Source organism: Streptomyces lanatus, from assembly GCF_014655715.1.
GTDB classification, from domain to species: Bacteria; Actinomycetota; Actinomycetes; order Streptomycetales; family Streptomycetaceae; genus Streptomyces; species Streptomyces lanatus.
Genome location: NZ_BNBM01000022.1, coordinates 21,745 through 41,492, shown reverse-complemented (window position 1 = coordinate 41,492; position 19,748 = coordinate 21,745). Strand labels below are relative to the sequence as shown.

Annotated in this window: 20 protein-coding genes; 14 read left to right on the top strand and 6 right to left on the bottom strand. The window is 69.2% G+C overall.

Going from position 1 to position 19,748, the window contains the following annotated elements:
* The first annotated feature begins 5 nt into the window (after nt 1-5).
* The 3 genes from IE325_RS39690 (at nt 6) to IE325_RS39680 (ending at nt 2,886) form a co-directional block, all read left to right on the top strand.
* On the top strand, nt 6-1,247 hold the full coding sequence (locus IE325_RS39690) for a sensor histidine kinase (RefSeq protein WP_190075046.1): 1,242 nt from the start codon (nt 6-8) through the stop codon (nt 1,245-1,247).
* A gap of 405 nt (nt 1,248-1,652) precedes the next feature.
* Nucleotides 1,653-1,949: a DUF4193 domain-containing protein gene (locus IE325_RS39685; RefSeq protein ID WP_005481602.1), complete on the top strand. Its 297-nt coding sequence runs from the start codon at nt 1,653-1,655 to the stop codon at nt 1,947-1,949.
* 13 nt (nt 1,950-1,962) lie between these two features.
* Nucleotides 1,963-2,886, top strand: coding sequence for a hypothetical protein (locus IE325_RS39680; RefSeq protein ID WP_190075045.1), 924 nt, complete (start codon nt 1,963-1,965; stop codon nt 2,884-2,886).
* Between the two features lie 129 nt (nt 2,887-3,015).
* On the opposite strand, the gene IE325_RS39675 is transcribed toward IE325_RS39680, so the two are convergent.
* Entirely contained in the window at nt 3,016-3,477 is a 462-nt protein-coding gene (locus IE325_RS39675) for a DUF3093 domain-containing protein (protein WP_190075044.1), read from the bottom strand.
* Nucleotides 3,478-3,589: 112 nt separating this feature from the next.
* On the opposite strand from IE325_RS39675, the gene IE325_RS39670 reads away from it, so the two are divergent.
* The 8 genes from IE325_RS39670 to IE325_RS39635 all read left to right on the top strand — a co-directional run bounded on the left by IE325_RS39670 (nt 3,590) and on the right by IE325_RS39635 (nt 11,375).
* Nucleotides 3,590-4,174, top strand: a complete 585-nt coding sequence (locus tag IE325_RS39670; RefSeq protein WP_190075043.1) for a PaaI family thioesterase — start codon at nt 3,590-3,592, stop codon at nt 4,172-4,174.
* Nucleotides 4,171-4,722 (top strand): dUTP diphosphatase, encoded by a 552-nt coding sequence (dut, locus tag IE325_RS39665; protein ID WP_190075042.1) that lies wholly within the window; start codon nt 4,171-4,173, stop codon nt 4,720-4,722. Before IE325_RS39670 ends, dut begins: the two co-directional genes overlap by 4 nt.
* A 1-nt stretch (nt 4,723) precedes the next feature.
* Nucleotides 4,724-5,482, top strand: coding sequence for a DUF3710 domain-containing protein (locus tag IE325_RS39660; RefSeq protein WP_190075041.1), 759 nt, complete (start codon nt 4,724-4,726; stop codon nt 5,480-5,482).
* A gap of 159 nt (nt 5,483-5,641) precedes the next feature.
* Nucleotides 5,642-6,808: an alginate lyase family protein gene (locus IE325_RS39655; RefSeq protein WP_190075040.1), complete on the top strand. Its 1,167-nt coding sequence runs from the start codon at nt 5,642-5,644 to the stop codon at nt 6,806-6,808.
* Between the two features lie 133 nt (nt 6,809-6,941).
* Nucleotides 6,942-9,515: a DUF4118 domain-containing protein gene (locus tag IE325_RS39650; RefSeq protein ID WP_190075039.1), complete on the top strand. Its 2,574-nt coding sequence runs from the start codon at nt 6,942-6,944 to the stop codon at nt 9,513-9,515.
* Entirely contained in the window at nt 9,512-10,195 is a 684-nt protein-coding gene (locus tag IE325_RS39645) for a response regulator (RefSeq protein ID WP_190075038.1), read from the top strand. The genes IE325_RS39650 and IE325_RS39645 overlap by 4 nt, the downstream gene beginning before the upstream one ends.
* 19 nt (nt 10,196-10,214) lie before the next feature.
* A complete protein-coding gene (locus IE325_RS39640) occupies nt 10,215-10,613 on the top strand; it encodes an OB-fold nucleic acid binding domain-containing protein (RefSeq protein WP_147994217.1) in 399 nt (132 codons plus the stop codon).
* 3 nt (nt 10,614-10,616) lie between these two features.
* Nucleotides 10,617-11,375: a DUF3159 domain-containing protein gene (locus IE325_RS39635; RefSeq protein ID WP_190075037.1), complete on the top strand. Its 759-nt coding sequence runs from the start codon at nt 10,617-10,619 to the stop codon at nt 11,373-11,375.
* Nucleotides 11,376-11,455: 80 nt separating this feature from the next.
* On the opposite strand, the gene IE325_RS39630 is transcribed toward IE325_RS39635, so the two are convergent.
* Nucleotides 11,456-12,133: a potassium channel family protein gene (locus IE325_RS39630; protein ID WP_190075036.1), complete on the bottom strand. Its 678-nt coding sequence runs from the start codon at nt 12,131-12,133 to the stop codon at nt 11,456-11,458.
* Complete coding sequence (locus tag IE325_RS39625) at nt 12,133-12,804, bottom strand: potassium channel family protein (RefSeq protein ID WP_190075035.1); 672 nt, start codon at nt 12,802-12,804, stop codon at nt 12,133-12,135. Before IE325_RS39625 ends, IE325_RS39630 begins: the two co-directional genes overlap by 1 nt.
* A 507-nt stretch (nt 12,805-13,311) precedes the next feature.
* On the opposite strand from IE325_RS39625, the gene IE325_RS39620 reads away from it, so the two are divergent.
* The gene (locus IE325_RS39620; RefSeq protein ID WP_190075034.1) at nt 13,312-15,360 is read left to right on the top strand and encodes an APC family permease; all 2,049 of its coding nucleotides are present in this window, start codon (nt 13,312-13,314) and stop codon (nt 15,358-15,360) included.
* Nucleotides 15,361-15,469: 109 nt separating this feature from the next.
* Nucleotides 15,470-16,798: a class I SAM-dependent RNA methyltransferase gene (locus tag IE325_RS39615; protein WP_190075033.1), complete on the top strand. Its 1,329-nt coding sequence runs from the start codon at nt 15,470-15,472 to the stop codon at nt 16,796-16,798.
* 15 nt (nt 16,799-16,813) lie between these two features.
* Here IE325_RS39615 and IE325_RS39610 read toward each other — a convergent pair whose 3' ends face one another.
* Nucleotides 16,814-17,677 carry a leishmanolysin-related zinc metalloendopeptidase gene (locus IE325_RS39610; RefSeq protein ID WP_190075032.1) on the bottom strand — a complete coding sequence of 288 codons (864 nt, stop codon included), beginning with the start codon at nt 17,675-17,677 and terminating at the stop codon, nt 16,814-16,816.
* A gap of 261 nt (nt 17,678-17,938) precedes the next feature.
* On the opposite strand from IE325_RS39610, the gene IE325_RS39605 reads away from it, so the two are divergent.
* Entirely contained in the window at nt 17,939-18,796 is an 858-nt protein-coding gene (locus IE325_RS39605; RefSeq protein WP_190075031.1) for a caspase family protein, read from the top strand.
* 71 nt (nt 18,797-18,867) lie between these two features.
* On the opposite strand, the gene IE325_RS39600 is transcribed toward IE325_RS39605, so the two are convergent.
* A complete protein-coding gene (locus IE325_RS39600) occupies nt 18,868-19,236 on the bottom strand; it encodes a winged helix-turn-helix transcriptional regulator (protein WP_190075030.1) in 369 nt (122 codons plus the stop codon).
* A gap of 47 nt (nt 19,237-19,283) precedes the next feature.
* The gene (locus tag IE325_RS39595) at nt 19,284-19,676 is read right to left on the bottom strand and encodes a nuclear transport factor 2 family protein (protein WP_190075029.1); all 393 of its coding nucleotides are present in this window, start codon (nt 19,674-19,676) and stop codon (nt 19,284-19,286) included.
* Between the last annotated feature and the right edge of the window lie 72 nt (nt 19,677-19,748).

Sequence of the window (19,748 nt, the reverse complement as noted above, 5' to 3'; positions counted from 1 at the left end):
CGACCATGGCCGCGACCCCCGCGCCTCCTCAGGCGCCCCCCAAGCCCACCTGGGACCCCCGCCGGGCGGAGCCGCCCTTCCCGTGGCTGCGCCCGACCATCCGCATAAGGCTCACGCTGCTGTACGGCGGCATGTTCCTGATCGCCGGGATCCTGCTGTTGTCGATCATCTATCTGCTGGCGGCGCAGGCCCTCCATGAGGGCAGCGGCCAGTCGTTCCAGGTGACCGGCACGAACATAGACATCACCAGCACGACCTGTCCCCAGCTGGATGCGGCGAACACCAACAGCGAGCTCAACCAGGTCCTCAAGCAGTGCGAGGCCGACCAGCGCGCGGTCGCCCTGGACGACCTCCTCAGCCGCTCCCTCCTCGCCCTCCTCGGCCTCGCGATCATCGCCTTCGCCTTCGGGTACGCCATGGCCGGACGGGTGCTCTCGCCGCTGGGCCGGATCACCCGCACCGCCCGCGCGGTGGCGGGCTCGGATCTGTCCCGCCGTATCGAGCTGGACGGTCCGGACGACGAGCTGAAGGAACTGGCCGACACCTTCGACGAGATGCTGGAGCGCCTGCAGCGGGCCTTCACCGCCCAGCAGCGCTTCGTCGGCAATGCCTCGCACGAGCTGAGAACACCGCTCGCGATCAACCGCACGCTGCTCGAGGTGCACCTCTCCGACCCGAACGCGCCGATGGAGCTCCAGCAGCTCGGCAAGACGCTGCTGGCCACCAATGAGCGCAGTGAGCAGCTCGTGGAGGGCCTGCTGCTGCTCGCCCGCAGCGACAACCAGATCGTCGAGCGCAAACCGGTCGACCTCGCCGAGGTCGCCGAGCAGGCCGTCGACCAGGTGCACGCCGAGGCGGAGGCCAAGGGCGTGGTGATCCGCGGCGAGCAGAAGCCCGCGGTGGTCCAGGGCAACGGCGTCCTGCTGGAGCGCATCGCCCTGAACCTGGTGCAGAACGCCGTGCGGTACAACGTCCCGCAGGCCGGCTGGGTCGAGGTCATCACCGAGGTCGAGCACGGACAGGCGGTCCTGGTCGTCTCCAACACCGGGCCGGTGGTGCCGGCGTACGAGATCGACAATCTCTTCGAGCCGTTCCGACGGCTGCGTACGGAGCGCACGGGCAGCGACAAGGGCGTCGGCCTCGGGCTGTCCATCGTGCGGTCCGTGGTGCGGGCGCACGGCGGGCATATCGCGGCGCAACCGCGTGAGGGAGGAGGCCTCGTGATGCGGGTGACCCTTCCGGTCTGAGACCATGTGCGCCGACACCTGCCGCCACTACGGGGATGTTCGCTTTGCGCGGAATTTTCAGGGCACTCAGTGAGCGTTCCCGTGTGTGATCGATCACAAGGGCGAATTTCCGGCCATCTACTCTCCGTGATCATGTGGCCTGCCGGAAAGCCGGGAAAATCCGGGTTTTCGGGGGTCTTGATCACGGGAAGTACACGGTGAGACGCCTTTGAACTGCGGCATTAGGACCGTGTACGGTCCCGTTCGCCATCCAAGCCGATCACTCTTGAGGAGTTCGGTTGGGTGTCGATTGAGTAACAGACCTTGATGTGAGGCAAAATCTCCGCCTCGGGTCGGGCACAAGTCCGGCCTCTCACGCGTTACGTGCGCTGGAGACACCGCAGACACCCAGAGGGGGAGAGCGACATGGCAACGGATTACGACACCCCACGCAAGACCGACGACGACGTCGACTCGGACAGCCTTGAAGAGCTGAAGGCCAGGCGGAACGACAAGTCGACCTCCGCAGTGGACGTCGACGAGTTCGAGGCCGCCGAAGGCCTGGAGCTGCCCGGCGCAGACCTCTCCAATGAGGAACTGGCCGTCCGGGTGCTGCCCAAGCAGCAGGACGAGTTCACCTGCATGAGCTGCTTCCTGGTGCACCACCGCAGCCAGCTGGCCCGGGAGAAGAACGGTCAGCCGATCTGCCGCGACTGCGACTGAGGCAGGGTCGGGCATGACTGGCTCGACCTCTCCTCGGAAGCGCCGCTTCCGTAAGCGGAAAGCGGACTCAGGGCCGTCCGACGGCCCGTACGGCGTGCGTGACGACGAGCGGGGCTCATCAAGTGAGGGAGCCTCGCTCGAACCGATGTCCGGGGCTGACCTCCCGGCGACGGTCGAGGTTCCCGCACCCGTCGCGAGGCGCAGGGTCGCGGTGATCCGTGAGAGGGCCAGAGAAGGCGCCCGTAAGGGCGGCAGCGCCGCCAGAGCGGGCCTCGGGCACCTCGCCGACCGGATCATCGAGATCGCCCCGCGTATCCCCGTACGTGACCTCGCGACCCTTCGCCGGCAGTTCCCCGGCCTAGGGCCCGAGCAGCTCGCGGACAAGCTCGTGGCGGGCGCGGCGAACGCGAGCTCCACGGTCGGGGCCGGCGTGGGCGCGGCGGCGATGCTGCCGGTACCGCCCGCGATGCCGACCGAGCTGGCCGCCGAGATCACCGGTGTGGCGGCGATCGAGATGAAGCTGATCGCCGAACTGCACGAGGTCTACGGCGTACGCCCGCCCGGCAGTCTGCGTGCGCGCAGCACCGCGTATCTGTCCTCGTGGACCGAGGAGCGCGGCATCGACCCGATGAAGCCCGTGACGGTCAACGCAGCTCTCGGCGGGCAGATGAAGCGTGAGCTGCGGCAGCAGATCATGAAGCGCATGGTGCGCAATCTGCCGAACCTGATGCCCTTCCTGGTGGGCGCCGCCGTCGGTGCGGTCATGAACCGCAGGGACACCAAGAAGCTCGCGGCACGCATCCGCGCCGACCTGCGCAAGATCCAGGTGCCGTGGGAGGAGTTGGCGGAGCTGCCGGCGCTGGAGCGCCCGGCCGAGCCGCTGCCGATGGACGACTCCGCGCGCAGCCACTGGCGCAAGGAGCTCGGGGGCGGCTGAGATCCCGCTCTCAGGGGCGCGAAGCCCGTGCTCGACGACCCCGCATCGGCCGTTCGGCGTGCCGAGGCCGAGTTTTTGCCGTCGGGAGGGGAAATCTTGACCGGGCCGGTGAAAGCCCGATCTTGTGTGCTACGCCGAGGCCTTGGCGGCCCGGATCGCCTCCGCCAGACGCTCCGGCTCCCGCGTCGACAGATACAGGTACGGAGTGGGGTCCTCGGGATCCGTGACCTCCACGCGCAGAGCCGTGGGGATGTAGGCGCGCAGCAGCAGGAAGGCCCGGGTGTCGGCCTTGTAGGTGCGCCAGGCGCGGGCCTCCTCCGGGTCCAGCACGTGTGCCTCGCCCAGCGCCCGCACCGGGACCTTCGCCTCGCCCGCGATCAGCGATTCGCCCACCACGCGGATGCGGATGGAACCGTACGAACTGGCCGCCACGGCCGCCGAGGCGGTGCCGCCGGCCAGGCCCGCGAGCATGGGCAGCGTGCCGAACGGCAGAAGGATCAGGGCCAGGGAGAGTCCGACCAGGAACGAGATCAGCCACCAGGAGCGGGGGGCCGTCAGGCGTTCTTCGTACGGGGCGGCGGAGAGCTGCATGGAGCCAAGCTTGGCACGGTGTCCGGTTCCGACCATTGTCAGGGGGGGCGGCGCGAAGCGCCGTCAGGCAGGGCGGCGGTGGGAGACGGGCGGGCGGGTAAGGTCTGCGGCTGTGAGAGGTACTTCCGCAGCTCTAGAGCCCCCGGCCGACGCCGTGAAACCGGTGCGGCATCCGGATGCTCCCGCTCCCGGTGAGCTTCTCGGCGCGCACTACGGCGAGTGTTTCGGCTGTGGCGGCGAGCAACCCCACGGGCTGCATCTTCAGGCGCGGGCCGGGGACGGCGTGAGCATCACCGCCGAGTTCACCGTGCAGCCCGCCCATCAGGGAGCGCCCGGTCTCGCGCACGGCGGCGTGCTCGCCACCGCCCTCGACGAGACCCTCGGCTCGCTCAACTGGCTGCTGCGGACCATCGCCGTGACCGGACGCCTGGAGACCGACTTCGTGCGCCCGGTCCCGGTCGGCACGGTGCTGAACCTGGAGGCCGAGGTGACCGCGGTCGCGGGCCGCAAGATCTACTCCACCGCCACCGGCCGGATCGGCGGCCCCGAGGGGCCCGTCGCCGTGCGTGCGGACGCCCTCTTCATCGAGGTGAAGGTCGACCACTTCATCGACAACGGCCGCCCGGAGGAGATCCGGGCCGCCATGAACGACCCGGACCAGGCGCGGCGGGCCCGTGCCTTCGAGGTGAACCCGTGAGCCGTGACCCCCTGAACGTGGCGATCCGGCGCGTCGACGCGGACGTACCGCTTCCGACGTATGCGCACCCCGGCGACGCGGGGGCCGATCTGCGCACCACCGAGAGCCGTGAACTGAAGCCGGGCGAGCGGGCCGTTCTGCCCACGGGGGTGTCGATCGCCCTCCCGGAGGGGTACGCGGCCTTCGTGCACCCGCGTTCCGGTCTCGCCGCCCGTCTCGGTGTCGCCCTGGTGAATGCCCCAGGGACGGTTGATGCCGGGTACCGTGGGGAGATCAAGGTGATCGTGGTGAATCTCGACCCGCATGAGACCGTGCGGTTCGAGCGCTTCGACCGGATTGCCCAACTGGTCGTCCAGCAGGTCGAGAGGGTTCGCTTCCAGGAGGTCGCGGAGCTTCCCGACTCGGCACGGGCCGAGGGGGGCTTCGGGTCCACCGGGGGTCATGCCGCGGTGGGCGGCACAAGCGATACAGACGGTCAGGCCGCCGACGGCGGCCGGGCGGGTGGGAATCGATACGCTTCGGTCGTATCCGACCGGGAAGGACAGTGACGTGTTCGGACGTCGCAACAAGAAGGGTGCCGCCGAGGACGCGGCCGGCGAGCCCGAGCAGGTCGTCGACATCGACTCTGAGGCGGACGACGACGGCACGCGTGAGCGCGTACGGCTCGAGCCGGAACCGCGGCCCGACGGACCGTGGGACAGCGCCGAGGTCCGTGAGCCCGGCGAGGGCCGGGTGGACCTGGGCGGCATGCTCGTGCCCGGCGTCGACGGCATGGAACTGCGCGTGGAGGTCGCGGGCGACGCGATCGTCGCGGCGACGGTCGTGCTGCGCGACAGCGCCATCCAGCTGCAGGCCTTCGCAGCGCCCAAGCGCGAGGGCATCTGGAGCGAGGTGCGCGAGGAGATCGGCTCCGGCATCACCCAGCAGGGTGGCATCATCGACGAGGTCGAGGGCCCGCTCGGCTGGGAGCTGCGGGCCCAGGTGCCGGTACAACTGCCGGACGGCACGGGCGGATTCCAGGTCGTGCGGTTCGTCGGTGTGGACGGTCCGCGCTGGTTCCTGCGCGGTGTGATCTCGGGCCAGGGCGCGGTGCAGCCGCAGGCGGCCGGGCTCCTCGAGCAGATCTTCCGGGACACGGTCGTGGTCCGTGGCGAGGGTCCGATGGCCCCGCGCGACCCGATCGTCCTGCAGCTGCCGAACGACGCCCAGATGGTCCCCGAGGGTGTCCAGCAGGAGGAGGCCGGATCGCGCTTCTCCGGCGGCATGGGCCAGCTCCAGCGCGGACCGGAGATCACCGAGGTCCGCTGAGCATCACAGCGACATCAGGGCCGTACCCCTTGTGGGTGCGGCCCTTTCTCGTGCGTGAACTCTTGACGGCGCATTGGTCTGTACCTACCGTCTCCGGCCAACGCGTCTGTTCATAAAGGCGCTTCGCGTTCATATACGAGAACGGAAGGCCCCCCACGCATGCGCAGAACCGCTCTCCTCGCGACCGCCGCCGCCCTCGTGGCCGGTGTCCTCGCCTGGCCCGCCGACGGCGCGCCCGCCACCTTCGCCCACCCCGGAGTCACCGTCTCCAAGGCCCAGTTGGACTTCACCCGCTCCAAGGTCAACGCCGGCGCCCAGCCCTGGACGGGTGCCTACGACCAGATGATGGGGAGCAAGTACGCCGCACTGAACCGCACGCCCAAGCCCCGCGCGGTCGTCGAGTGCGGCTCCTACTCGAACCCCAACTACGGCTGCACCGACGAACGCGAGGACGCGATAGCCGCCTACACGCAGGCCCTCGCCTGGTACATCACGCGCGACGAGCGGCACGCGAAGAAGGCCATCGAGCTGATGGACGCCTGGTCCGCGGTGATCAAGGACCACACCAACAGCAACGCGCCCCTCCAGACGGGCTGGGCCGGTTCCTCCTGGCCCAAGGCCGCCGAGATCATCAAGTACACGTACACCGGGAGCTGGCCGAACTCCGGCCGCTTCGCCACCATGCTGCGCAACGTCTACCTGCCGGAGATCATCAACGGCTCGAACTCCAACGGCAACTGGGAGCTGTCGATGATGGAGGCCGCCGTAGGGATCTCCGTCTTCCTGGAGGACAAGGCGTCGTACGACAAGGCCATGGCGAAGTTCCGCACCCGTACCGCCGCCTATGTCTATCTGTCCTCCGACGGTGATCTGCCGAAGACCGTGCCGAGCCAGAACCTCGACACCCGGGACAAGATCGTCAAGTACTGGCAGGGACAGGGCACCTTCGTCACCGGTCTCACCCAGGAGACCTGCCGCGACTTCACCCACACCGGCTACGGCATCTCAGCGATCTCCCATGTCGCCGAGACCGGCCGCATCCAGGGCCAGGACCTCTACGGCACCGACGTCGGCGAGCGGCTGCGGCAGGCGCTCGGGTTCCAGGCGAAGTACCAGCTGGGCACGGCCGCCCCGAGCTGGCTGTGCGGCGGCTCGCTCAAGCTCGGCCTCGGACCGGTCACCGAGGTCGGCTACAACGCCCTGCACAACCGCCTAGGCATCGCGATGACCAACACCCAGACCCTCACCGAGCGTGGCCGCCCGGCCGGCTCCAACAACCTCTTCGTGGCCTGGGAGACCCTTACGCACGGTGACAACCCGAACTGAGACCTAATGACGGCGGGGGCGTCAGAGTTGCGTCAAAGACGTCCCCGCCACCGCACCCGGCCCCATTTGTCGCGAATATTGGCCGTAAGGTCAACGCTGCGTAGGCAGTACGGACCGGAACACAATGGGGACCATGGGACGCGGCAAGCTTCGGATCTACCTCGGTGCGGCACCGGGCGTCGGCAAGACGTACGCGATGCTGTCCGAGGCGCACCGCCGTGTGGAGCGGGGCACCGACTGCGTCGTCGCCTTCGTGGAGCACCACGGCCGGGCGCGCACCGAGGTGATGCTCCACGGCCTGGAGCAGATACGGCGCAGGGAGCTGGCGTACCGGGGGAGCGCCTTCACCGAGATGGACGTCGACGCCGTCCTGGCGCGGCGTCCGCAGGTCGCCCTGGTCGACGAGCTCGCCCACACCAACATCCCCGGCTCGCGCAACGCCAAGCGCTGGCAGGACGTCGAGGAGTTGCTCGCCGCCGGCGTCGACGTCATATCGACCGTCAACATCCAGCATCTGGAGTCCCTCGGGGATGTCGTCGAGTCCATCACCGGCGTGCGGCAGCAGGAGACCGTGCCCGACGAGGTGGTGCGCCGGGCCGATCAGATCGAGCTTGTCGACATGTCGCCCCAGGCGCTGCGGCGGCGCATGGCGCACGGCAACATCTACCAGCCGGACAAGGTCGACGCGGCGCTGTCGAACTACTTCCGCCCCGGCAACCTCACCGCCCTGCGTGAGCTGGCGCTGCTGTGGGTGGCGGACCGGGTCGACGAGTATCTGAAGCAGTACCGCAGTGATCACCGGGTGTCGAAGATCTGGGGCTCGCGGGAGCGGATCGTCGTCGGGCTGACCGGCGGCCCGGAGGGGCGCACGCTCATCCGGCGGGCCGCGCGGCTCGCGGAGAAGGGCGCGGGCGGTGAGGTGCTCGCCGTCTACATAGCGCGCAGCGACGGGCTGACGTCAGCCTCGCCCAAGGAACTCGCCGTCCAGCGCACCCTCGTCGAGGACCTCGGGGGCACCTTCCACCATGTCGTCGGCGACGACATCCCGGCCGCGCTGCTCGCCTTCGCACGCGGGGTGAACGCCACCCAGATAGTGCTCGGCTCCTCCCGCCGCCGGACCTGGCAGTACGTCTTCGGACCCGGCGTCGGCGCCACGGTCGCCCGCGAGTCCGGACCCGACCTCGATGTGCACATCGTCACCCACGAGGAGGTCGCGAAGGGCCGCGGACTGCCCGTGGCCCGGGGAGCGCGCCTAGGCCGGTCCCGGATCCTGGCCGGCTGGCTCATCGGCGTTGGCGGCCCGGCGCTGCTCACCCTGCTGCTGACACACGTCGACGCCGACCTCGGGCTCGCGAACGACATGCTGCTGTTCCTGACCCTGACGGTGGCGTCGGCCCTGCTCGGCGGGCTCTACCCCGCGCTCGCCTCGGCGGCGGTCGGTTCGACGCTGCTGAACTGGTTCTTCACGCCACCGCTGCACCGCGTCACGATCGCGGATCCCAAGAACCTCCTCGCCCTCGTGATCTTCGTCTTCGTGGCGGTGTCGGTGGCCTCCGTGGTGGACCTGGCGGCCCGCCGCACCCACCAGGCGGCCCGGCTGCGCGCCGAGTCCGAGATCCTGTCCTTCCTCGCCGGCAATGTCCTGCGCGGCGAGACCGGCCTGGAGGAGCTCCTGGAGCGCGTCCGCGAGACCTTCGGCATGGAGTCGGCGGCGCTGCTGGAGCGGGAGAGCGACGTCGAGCCCTGGACCTGCGCGGGCCGGGTGGGCGTCGGAGCGGCCCCCGCACGGCCCGAGGACGCGGACGTCGACGTCCCGGTCGGCGACCACATGGCCCTCGCCCTGACGGGCCGGGTGCTGCCCGCCGAGGACCGCCGGGTGCTCGCCGCCTTCGCCGCCCAGGCCGCGGTCGTACTGGACCGCCAGCGCCTCCAGCGCGAGGCCGACCAGGCCAAGGAACTCGCCGAGGGCAACCGGATCCGTACGGCGCTGCTGGCCGCCGTGAGCCACGACCTCCGTACGCCTCTCGCCGGCATCAAGGCATCTGTCACCTCCCTGCGGTCGGACGACGTGGCGTGGTCCGAGGAGGATGAGGCCGAACTGCTGGAGGGCATCGAGGCGGGTGCCGACCGGCTCGACCACCTGGTCGGGAACCTGCTCGACATGTCCCGCCTCCAGACCGGCACCGTCACCCCCCTGATCAGGGAGATCGACCTGGACGAGGTGGTGCCGATGGCGCTGGGCGGGGTGCCTGAGGGCAGCGTGGAGCTGGACATCCCGGAGACGCTGCCCATGGTCGCCGTGGACCCGGGGCTGCTGGAGCGGTCGGTGGCCAACCTGGTCGAGAACGCCGTCAAGTACAGCCCCGACGGCAGCAAGGTCCTGGTGTCCGCCAGCGCCATCGCCGACCGGGTCGAGGCCCGGGTGGTCGACCGGGGGCCCGGCGTCCCGGACGAGGCCAAGGAACGCATCTTCGCGCCCTTCCAGCGCTACGGCGACGCCCCGCGCGGGGCGGGCGTAGGACTCGGCCTGGCCGTCGCGCGCGGGTTCGCCGAGGCCATGGGCGGCACGCTCAACGCCGAGGACACCCCCGGCGGCGGACTCACCATGGTGCTCACTCTGCGGGCGGCGGGGTCGCGCGCGGAGCTTCTCGAAGAGCGGGGCGTGCCAGTGGAGCACCCCGTGGAACCAGAAAGGCAGACCACATGACCCGGGTACTGGTGATCGACGACGAGCCGCAGATCGTGCGCGCCCTCGTGATCAACCTCAAGGCCCGCAAGTACGAGGTCGACGCGGCCCACGACGGGGCCACCGCCCTCGAACTCGCCGCCACCCGCCACCCCGACGTGGTCGTCCTCGACCTCGGTCTGCCCGACATGGACGGCGTCGAGGTGATCCGCGGACTGCGCGGCTGGACCCGGGTGCCGATCCTGGTGCTGTCCGCCCGGCACACCTCCGACGAGAAGGTCGAGGCCCTCGACGCGGGCGCCGACGACTACGTCACCAAGCCCTTCGGCATGGACGAACTGCTGGCCCGGCTGCGCGCCGCCGTCCGCAGGGCCGAACCCACCGGGGGCGGCGAGGACGACGTGATGGTGGAGACCGAGGAGTTCACCGTCGACCTGGCCGCGAAGAAGGTCAACAGGGGCGGGAAGGACGTACGGCTCACCCCCACGGAGTGGCATCTGCTGGAGGTGCTGGTCCGCAATACGGGACGTCTCGTCAGCCAGCGGCAGCTGCTGCAGGAGGTGTGGGGGCCGTCATACGGGACGGAGACCAACTATCTGCGGGTCTACATGGCCCAGCTGCGCAGAAAGCTGGAGGCCGACCCGTCGCACCCCAAGCACTTCGTCACGGAGCCGGGGATGGGCTATCGGTTCGAGAAGTGATGCCCGGTACGCTTCAGACATGAGTGCTGTTCCTCGTTCCGAAAAGTCGGTGGGCCGGTTCAGGCGCATGCTCGACCGGCTCTCCTCGTCGCAGGAGGACCTGGAGTCCGAGGAGCTGCGGGAGGACGCCGAGACCACCGGCTGTATCAAGATCGGTGACTGCCATGACCGCCAGATCGTGACGGTTACTGGTACCTTGCGCACGGTCACTCTGCGGCCGCGTGCGGGAGTCCCGGCCCTGGAGGCCGAGCTGTTCGACGGCTCCGCCGCCCTGGACGTGGTGTGGCTCGGCAGGCGCTCCATAGTGGGCATAGAGCCCGGGCGCCGGCTGATCGCATCGGGCCGTGTCTCCATGAGCCGGGGCCGCCGTGTGCTGTTCAACCCGAAATACGAACTGAGACCCCTCGGACGGGAGTAGCCGGTGACGTCGCTCGACAAGCCGACCGAAGACACCACCGCAGACACCGAGCACGACTCCCGGGCGGTGACCGAGGCCGCGCTGTTCGAGGCTTTCGGCGGCATGCGCGGCATGGTCGAGACGGTCCTGCCCGGCCTGCTCTTCGTCACCATCTACACGATCAACAAGGATCTGCACCTGTCGGCCATCGCCGCGCTCGCGGTGTCCCTGGTGCTGGTCGTCGTACGCCTGGTGATGCGGGACACCGTCAAGCACGCGTTCAGCGGGGTCTTCGGCGTCGCCTTCGGTGTCGTGTTCGCGATGATGACGGGCAACGCCAAGGACTTCTATCTGCCCGGCATGCTCTACACCCTGGGGCTCGGGCTCGCGTACATCATCACTACCCTGTTCGGTGTGCCGCTGATCGGGCTGATCCTCGGTCCGGTGTTCAAGGAGAACCTCTCCTGGCGCACCCGCAACCCCGGCCGCAAGAAGGCCTACGCGAAGGCCAGTTACGCCTGGGGCGCGATCCTGCTGGCCAAGTGCGCGATCCTCTTCCCGCTGTACTGGTGGGCCGACACGACCCAGCTCGGCTGGGTGCTGGTCGCCCTGAAGATCCCGCCGTTCCTGCTGGCCGTGTGGCTGACGTGGGTCTTCCTGGCGAAGGCGCCGGCGCCGATCGACGTGTTCGCGGAGATGGAGGCGGCGGAGAAGGCGGAGGACGAGCGCAAGGCGGCGCTGGCCGAGGAGACCGCGGGCGGGCAGCACCGGCGCGACGCGTAGATTTCCGTACTTTCCGTACGACGCCGGAGGGCGCCCTGCGTGTGCAGGGCGCCCTCCGGCGTCGTAACCCCTCGAAAGCCTCAGCCCGCCGCATCCTCCCGGCGCACCGACAGCAGGTCCTCCAACTGCTCCTCCCGCGCCTGTGCGGCCACGAACAGCAGCTCGTCGCCCGCCTCCAGGGAGTCCTCGCGGGACGGCGTGAGGACGCGGTTGCCGCGGATGATCGTCACCAGGGAGGTGTCCTGGGGCCACTCGACGTCGCCGACCTGGGTGCCGGCCAGGGCCGACTCCTCCGGGAGGGTCAGCTCGACGAGGTTGGCGTCGCCGTGGCTGAAGCGGAGCAGGCGGACCAGGTCGCCCACGCTCACCGCCTCCTCGACCAGGGCGGACATCAGACGCGGGGTGGAGACGGCGACGTCCACGCCCCAGGACTCGTTGAAGAGCCACTCGTTCTTCGGGTTGTTCACCCGGGCGACGACACGCGGAACGCCGTACTCCGTCTTCGCCAGCAGGGACACGACCAGGTTGACCTTGTCGTCACCCGTGGCCGCGATCACCACGTTGCAGCGCTGGAGCGCCGCCTCGTCCAGCGAGGTGATCTCACAGGCGTCGGCCAGCAGCCACTCCGCCTGCGGGACCCGCTCGACCGAGATGGCGGTCGGGGCCTTGTCGATCAACAGGATCTCATGGCCGTTCTCCAGCAGTTCGCCCGCGATCGAGCGGCCCACCGCGCCGGCACCGGCAATGGCGACCCTCATCAGTGACCGCCCTCCTCTTCGGGACCCTTGGCGAACGCCGCCTCGACCTTGTCGACCTCGTCGGTGCGCATCATCACGTGCACCAGGTCGCCCTCCTGCAGCACCGTCTGCGAGGTGGGCAGGATCGCCTCGCCGAGGCGGGTCAGGAACGCCACGCGGACGCCCGTCTCCTCCTGGAGCCGGCTGATCTTGTGGCCCACCCAGTCGGTGGACGTATGCACCTCGGCGAGCTGGACGCCGCCGGTGGGATCACGCCACAGCGGCTCTGCGCCCGAGGGCAGCAGCCGGCGCAGCATCTGGTCCGCCGTCCAGCGGACCGTGGCCACGGTGGGGATGCCCAGGCGCTGGTAGACCTCGGCGCGGCGGGGATCGTAGATCCGCGCCGCGACGTTCTCCACGCCGAACATCTCGCGGGCCACGCGCGCGGAGATGATGTTGGAGTTGTCACCGCTGGAGACGGCGGCGAAGGCGCCCGCCTCCTCGATGCCGGCCTCGCGCAGGGTGTCCTGGTCGAAGCCCACACCGGTGACGCGGCGGCCGCCGAACCCGGGGCCCAGCCGGCGGAACGCGGTGGGGTCCTGGTCGATCACCGCGACCGTGTGCCCTTGTTGCTCCAGGGTCTGGGCAAGAGCGGAGCCCACCCTTCCGCAACCCATGATGACGATGTGCACGGCGCTTACCCCGCACTCCTCGTGAGGCGTCTGACTTGCGTGAACGTGGTGCTCATAACCTTCTCTCGGTTCGCCGGGCGACGGTCGCGGGCCGGTCGCGGACCGCTGGGCAACATCATGCCGGGCAATGGCCTGAATGATCCCTCGCGGTACGGATCGTGGACGCGCGAGTGCCTCGGTCCCACCGTAGCCGCCGGGTCCGACACACCGGCCGGGGCGTCCGCCGGTGCCCTCAGCGGCGGTTGAAGCTGCGGAGGCTCGCCAGTGCCAGGACACCGAGCGCAGCGAGCGAGACGAGGGCCCCGACGAGCTCAGCGGTCGTCTGCGACATGAGGTCCTCCCGGATCCGACCGGATGTGATGAGCGTACCGACGCAGGTCATGGAGGCACGCGGACGCCACGCGGCCCGGTGCCCGGCGCGAGCGGAACGCGGAATTCACCCCCGCGCCGTGCGCGATTTCACCCGGATGTGCTCCGCCCCAGACCGGGGGCTTACGATTCTCTGTTGTGTCCAAACTGACCGACGTGCCCAAGCGGATTCTGATCGGGCGCGCACTGCGCAGTGATCGGCTGGCGGAAACGCTCCTGCCGAAGCGCATCGCGCTGCCCGTGTTCGCCTCCGACCCGCTGTCCTCCGTGGCGTACGCGCCCGGAGAAGTGCTGCTGGTCCTCTCCATCGCGGGCGTGTCGGCCTATCACTTCAGCCCCTGGATCGCGGTCGCGGTCGTCGTGCTGATGTTCACCGTGGTCGCCTCCTACCGGCAGAACGTGCACGCCTACCCCAGCGGCGGCGGCGACTACGAGGTGGCGACCACCAACCTCGGCCCCAAGGCGGGCCTGACGGTGGCCAGCGCGCTCCTGGTCGACTACGTCCTGACCGTCGCAGTCTCCATCTCCTCCGGCATCGAGAACCTAGGCTCCGCGATCCCGTTCGTCGTCGAGCACAAGGTCGAGTGCGCGGCCGCGGTGATCCTGCTGCTGACGGTGATGAACCTGCGCGGCGTCCGCGAGTCCGGCAGCCTCTTCGCGATCCCGACGTACGTCTTCGTCGCGGGCGTCTTCATCATGATCGCCTGGGGCGCGTTCCGCGGCTTCGTCCTGGACGACACCATGCGGGCGCCCACGGCGTCGTACGAGATCAAACCGGAGCACGAGGGCCTGGCGGGCTTCGCCATGGTCTTCCTCCTCCTGCGCGCCTTCTCCTCCGGCTGTGCCGCGCTCACCGGCGTCGAGGCCATTTCCAACGGCGTCCCGGCCTTCCGTAAGCCCAAGTCGAAGAACGCCGCGACCACGCTCGCGGCGATGGGCCTGCTGGCCGTCACCATGTTCTGCGGCATCATCGGGCTCGCCATGGCGACCAAGGTCCGGATGGCCGAGAACCCGGCCGTCGACCTGGTCAAGGACGGTGTCGCGGTCGGCTCCGGCTACGTCCAGAACCCCGTCATCACCCAGGTGGCCGAAGCGGTCTTCGGCAAAGGCAGCTTCTTCTTCATCGTGCTCGCCGCGGCCACCGCCCTGGTGCTGTTCCTGGCCGCGAACACCGCCTACAACGGCTTCCCGGTGCTCGGCTCGATCCTCGCCCAGGACCGCTACCTCCCGCGCCAGCTGCACACCCGCGGCGACCGGCTCGCCTTCTCCAACGGCATCGTGCTCCTCGCCGGCGCGGCCGCGCTGCTGGTGTGGATCTACGGTGCCGACTCCACGCGCCTGATCCAGCTCTACATCGTCGGCGTGTTCGTGTCCTTCACGCTCAGCCAGATCGGCATGGTCCGGCACTGGAACCGCCTGCTGGCCACGGAGAAGGACCAGGCCCAGCGCCGCCACATGGTCCGCTCCCGCGCGATCAACACCTTCGGCGCCTTCTTCACCGGGCTCGTCCTGGTCGTCGTCCTGGTCACCAAGTTCACGCACGGCGCCTGGGTCGCCCTGCTCGGCATGGTGATCTTCTACGTCACGATGACGGCGATCCGCCGCCACTACGACCACGTCTCCCAGGAACTCGCCGCCCCCGAGGGCCCCAGCGACGACAGCGTACGGCCGTCCCGGGTGCACTCGGTCGTCCTTGTCTCCAAGATCCACCGCCCCGCGCTGCGCGCCCTGGCCTACGCCAAGCTGCTGCGCTCGGACACCCTGGAGGCGCTCAGCGTCAACGTCGACCCGGTGGAGACCAAGGCGCTGCGCGAGGAGTGGGAGCGACGCGGGATCGACGTACCGCTGAAGGTCCTCGACTCGCCGTACCGCGAGATCACGCGGCCGATCATCGAGTACGTGAAGGGGGTGCGGAAGGAGTCCCCGCGCGATGCGGTGTCCGTGATCATCCCCGAGTACGTGGTCGGTCACTGGTACGAGCACTTGCTGCACAACCAGAGCGCGCTGCGCCTGAAGGGCCGGCTCCTCTTCACGCCGGGCATCATGGTCACTTCGGTGCCCTACCAGCTCCAGTCGTCCGAGGCGGCGAAGGTCCGTGCCCGCAAGCGCGGGGAGTGGAACGCGCCGGGTGCGGTGCGGCGGGGGCCGGCGCAGGAGCGGGCGAAGGAGACGGAAGCCCGGAAGTGACCCGGGAGTGACGGGGGCGGGGAGCACGTAGACTGGTGGGCTGTTGTCAGGCCCTCAGGAGACCTCTGGTCGGGGCCGCGCCCCCCTCTCGATCTGGAGTCACCCCACCATGCAGGCAGAAGAGAAGAAGTCGCTGGTGGGGGAGGAGTACGAGGTCGAGATCGGCCCCGTCGCCCACGGTGGGCACTGCATCGCCCGCACCGACGCCGGCCAGGTGCTGTTCGTCCGGCACACGCTGCCCGGTGAGCGGGTCGTGGCCCGGGTGACCGAGGGCGAGGAGGGCGACCGCTTCCTGCGCGCGGACGCGGTGACCGTGCTGGACGCGTCCAAGGACCGTGTCGAGGCCCCCTGCCCCTTCTCAGGCCCCGGCCGCTGCGGCGGCTGCGACTGGCAGCACGCCAAGCCGGGAGCCCAGCGCCGGCTGAAGGGCGAGGTCGTCGCCGAGCAGCTGCAGCGGCTCGCGGGACTGACGCCGGAGGACGTCGGCTGGGACGGCACGGTGATGCCGGCCGAGGGCGACAAGCTGCCCGCGGGACAGGTCCCGCAGTGGCGCACGCGCGTGCAGTACGCCGTCGACGCCGAGGGCCGCGCGGGTCTGCGCCGGCACCGTTCGCACGAGGTCGAGCCGGTCGACCACTGCATGATCGCCGCGGAGGGTGTCAGCGAGCTGGGCATCGAGAAGCGGGACTGGACCGGCATGGCGTCGGTGGAGGCGATCGCGGCGACGGGTTCGCAGGACCGCCAGGTGATCCTCACGCCGCGCCCCGGCGCGAGGCTCCCGATCGTCGAACTGGACCGCCCGGTGTCGGTGATGCGCGTGGGCGAGAAGGACGGCGGGGTGCACCGCGTCCACGGCCGCCCCTTCGTCCGCGAACGCGCGGACGGCCGCACCTACCGCGTCGGCAGCGGCGGCTTCTGGCAGGTCCACCCGAAGTCCGCGGACACCCTGGTGACGGCGGTCATGCAGGGTCTGCTCCCGCGCAAGGGCGAGATGGCGCTGGACCTGTACTGCGGCGTGGGCCTCTTCGCCGGCGCCCTCGCCGACCGCCTCGGCGACAAGGGCGCGGTCCTCGGCATCGAGTCCGGCAAGCGCGCGGTGGAGGACGCCCGGCACAACCTGGCCGACTTCGAGCGTGTGCGTATTGAGCAAGGCAAGGTCGAGGCGGTACTGCCGCGTACCGGAATCACCGAGGTGGACCTGATCGTCCTGGACCCGCCTCGGGCGGGGGCGGGCCGCAAGACGGTCGAACACCTTGCTTCGCTGGGCGCGCGGAGGATCGCATACGTGGCCTGCGATCCGGCGGCGCTGGCGCGGGACTTGGGGTACTTCCGGGACGGGGGGTATCGGGTGCGGACTCTGCGGGCGTTCGATCTGTTTCCGATGACTCATCATGTGGAGTGCGTGGCCATCCTCGAACCGGCGGCCAAGGGCTCCTGATCCGCGGGTCGCCCGTCAGGGCGTGGTGGCGGGTAGCTGCGTGGGCACTGCGGGGAGCATGATGCCGTCGCCGAGGGGTGCGGTGTGGGGCAAGAGTCCACCCGAGCGGGCGATTTGGAGGAGGTCGGGGAGCGTGTACGGCTCGGCGCCGTCGAGGTCGACCTGGTAGCCGAGGTCGCCGAGGCTCGCGGCGGTCATCCGGCTCAGGGGGTTGTTGCTGCCCGAGATGAACGGCGACATGAGCTCGTTGACGAACACCGCTTCCCGCCAGTGGCTGTCCCTGGTGCCCGGTCCGCCGAAGTTGGCGACGGGTACCGGTACCGGCTGGGCCTCCGAGACGAGCGTGGCGAACTCGGCCTGGGCGCGGGGGCCGGTGAAGGTGGGGTCCTGGCCGCCGGCTCCGCTGAGGAGGCCGAGGGGCTTCCACAGGGTCCCGATGCCCAGTACGTGCCCCATTTCATGGGTGATGACATCGACGAGCGTGCCGTTCGCCTCCATCTCCGCGAGATCGGTGGAATCGAACCTCATCAGACCTTTCGCGGGAAGCAGCGGACCGAACTGGGCGTTGCCGTCACGGAAGTCGGTGGGGCCGGCCATGCCGAGGATGCCGCCGGGGCCGTCGATCGTGACGCCTTCCGCCTCGATCAGCAGGTCGTCGATGACGTCGCCGCCGACTACCGCGGTGTCGAGGTCCCCGATGATGACCTTGGCCCAGCGATCGGCCGCTGCCGCGAAGGCGTCCTGCTGATTTTCCGTCAGTCCGCCGACGAAGCGGACTTCAATGGTGAACGGCGAAGTGGTGTTGGCGATTTCCCTGGCGCGTTGGGAGTCGGCCACCGCCCGGTACGTCTTGAAGGTGCCAGTGGCGACTTTGGTCATGACGGATCTCCCTTCCTCCCGTCCGATGAAAGTCACCCCCTCTCACCAGGCTAGGCCGAACGGGGTAACGGTGCGCGTCGGTACCGGGTCGGTTCCCGCTGGTGCAGGGTGATGGCCGGTGGGTGCCGAGAGTCTGCGAGGAAAACTAAAAAGGCGCAACTTGGGGCAAACTTGGATATAGTTGGCATTAACGGGTGACTATCTCGGGCTCGGGGGATCCGCTCCGGACGCTTCGCCGTCCGTAGAGAAGGGGGCCACCCCATGGCCAACGGCATATCGCTCCACATCGGACTGAATCGTGTCGACCCCGCTCGATACGGCGGCTGGGACGGCAAGCTCAACGCGTGCGAGAACGACGCTCGCGACATGGAACAGATCGCCAGGAACGCCGGGTTCGACAACCGCAAGGTGCTGCTCACGGCGGACGCGACGGTCGACAAGGTGACCGAGGAACTCCGAAGGGCGGCCGGGGTCCTGGTACCCGGCGACATCCTTCTCCTCACTTACTCGGGTCATGGCGGCCAGGTGCCCGACCGGAACGGGCCCGAGGACGAGCCGGACCGTCTCGACGAGACCTTGGTCCTGTACGACCGCGAGTTCATAGATGACGAGCTGTACAAGGAATTCGAGGCGTTCGCCGAAGGGGTACGAATTTCCGCCTACTTCGACTGCTGTCACAGTGAGACGGCCGTCAGAGCGGTGCGACAGATCCTCACCCCGGACGCGATGGAGGAGCAGTACCAGACCCGCGACCCGGATCGCATCGAAGTCACTTCCCGGGTCATGCCGCCGGACACCCAGCACGAGGCGTATGCGCGGGACAAGACGCTCTACGACACGATCCAGCGGAACCTGAATCCGAAGGACACCCTCGAACTGGCGGCCAGTGTCCTGCTCATCTCTGCCTGCGCGGACAATCAGCTGGCCGCCGACGGCTGGGAGAACGGGCTGTTCACCGGCACACTCCGCGAAGTGTGGAGCGAAGGGAAGTTCACCGGCGGGCACAAGTCCTTCCAGCGTGAAATTCTCCGCAGAATGCCGCCCAACCAGAGCCCCGGCCTCTTCGTGACCGGCAGTGCCAATAACGAGTTCCTGCAGCAGCGGCCCTTCACCGTTTGAGGAGCATCGTTGGAGCGCGAGCCATGTTCGGCATGCTTCACACAGCTGTCAGACAAGTTCGTGGACACGGATCACTGACGGGCGTCGTAGGCCTCCCGTGCCGCCAGTACCTCGGTGATGTGGTCCTCGGCCCAGCGGCCCAGTGCCTGAAGAGGTGCGTGCAGGGTGTGTCCCAGTGCGGTCAGCTCGTACTCGACCCGGGGAGGGACCTCGGCGTACACATGGCGCGTGACGATTCCGTCGCGTTCCAGATCGCGGAGTGTCTCGGTGAGGACCTTCGCGCTGATCCCGTCGACCGCGGAGCGCAGGTCGCGGAAGCGCATCTGGCCGGCGCTGAGGGCGATGACCACCATGGCCGTCCACTTGTTGGCGATACGAGCGAGCGAGGTCCGGGACGGGCAGGTCGCCGTCATGACATCGAAAGCCGGCAGCTGCGGCATGTGCGCGTCCTCCTTCGGGTCGGGCGGGTCGACCGGGCGCCGGCCGATCAAGCCCAGAAGGCGTCCTCGGCTCGCTGGTCGCCGGAGAACAGCCACACCTCGGCGATCTTGCCGTCCTTGAGGCGCAGGAGGTCGACGCCGTCCATGCTCATGGAGCCGGTGGTGTGGCTGCCTGTGAAGTGGATGGTGGCGGCGACGGTGTCGCCGTTGCCCATCAGGGCGTGGACCTGGTCGATGGCGAAGCTGCCCTGGCTGGTCTCCATCATCCCGCCGAGCAGGGCGAAGACGGCGTCGCGGCCCTGGTGTTCGCCGGAGAACCGGTTGGTGCCCGGCTGGTGCCAGACGACCTGCTCGTCGAGGAGTTCTCCGACCTTGGCCAGGTCACCGGTCTGGACGGCCTGGAAGTAATCGCGGGCGATGTCGATGTTCTTGCTGGTCATGGTCACTCGTTCCTTTCGGTCCGACGGGGCGCCACGGCACTCTGCCGCGTGGGGTTCGTCCCCCGTGCCTCT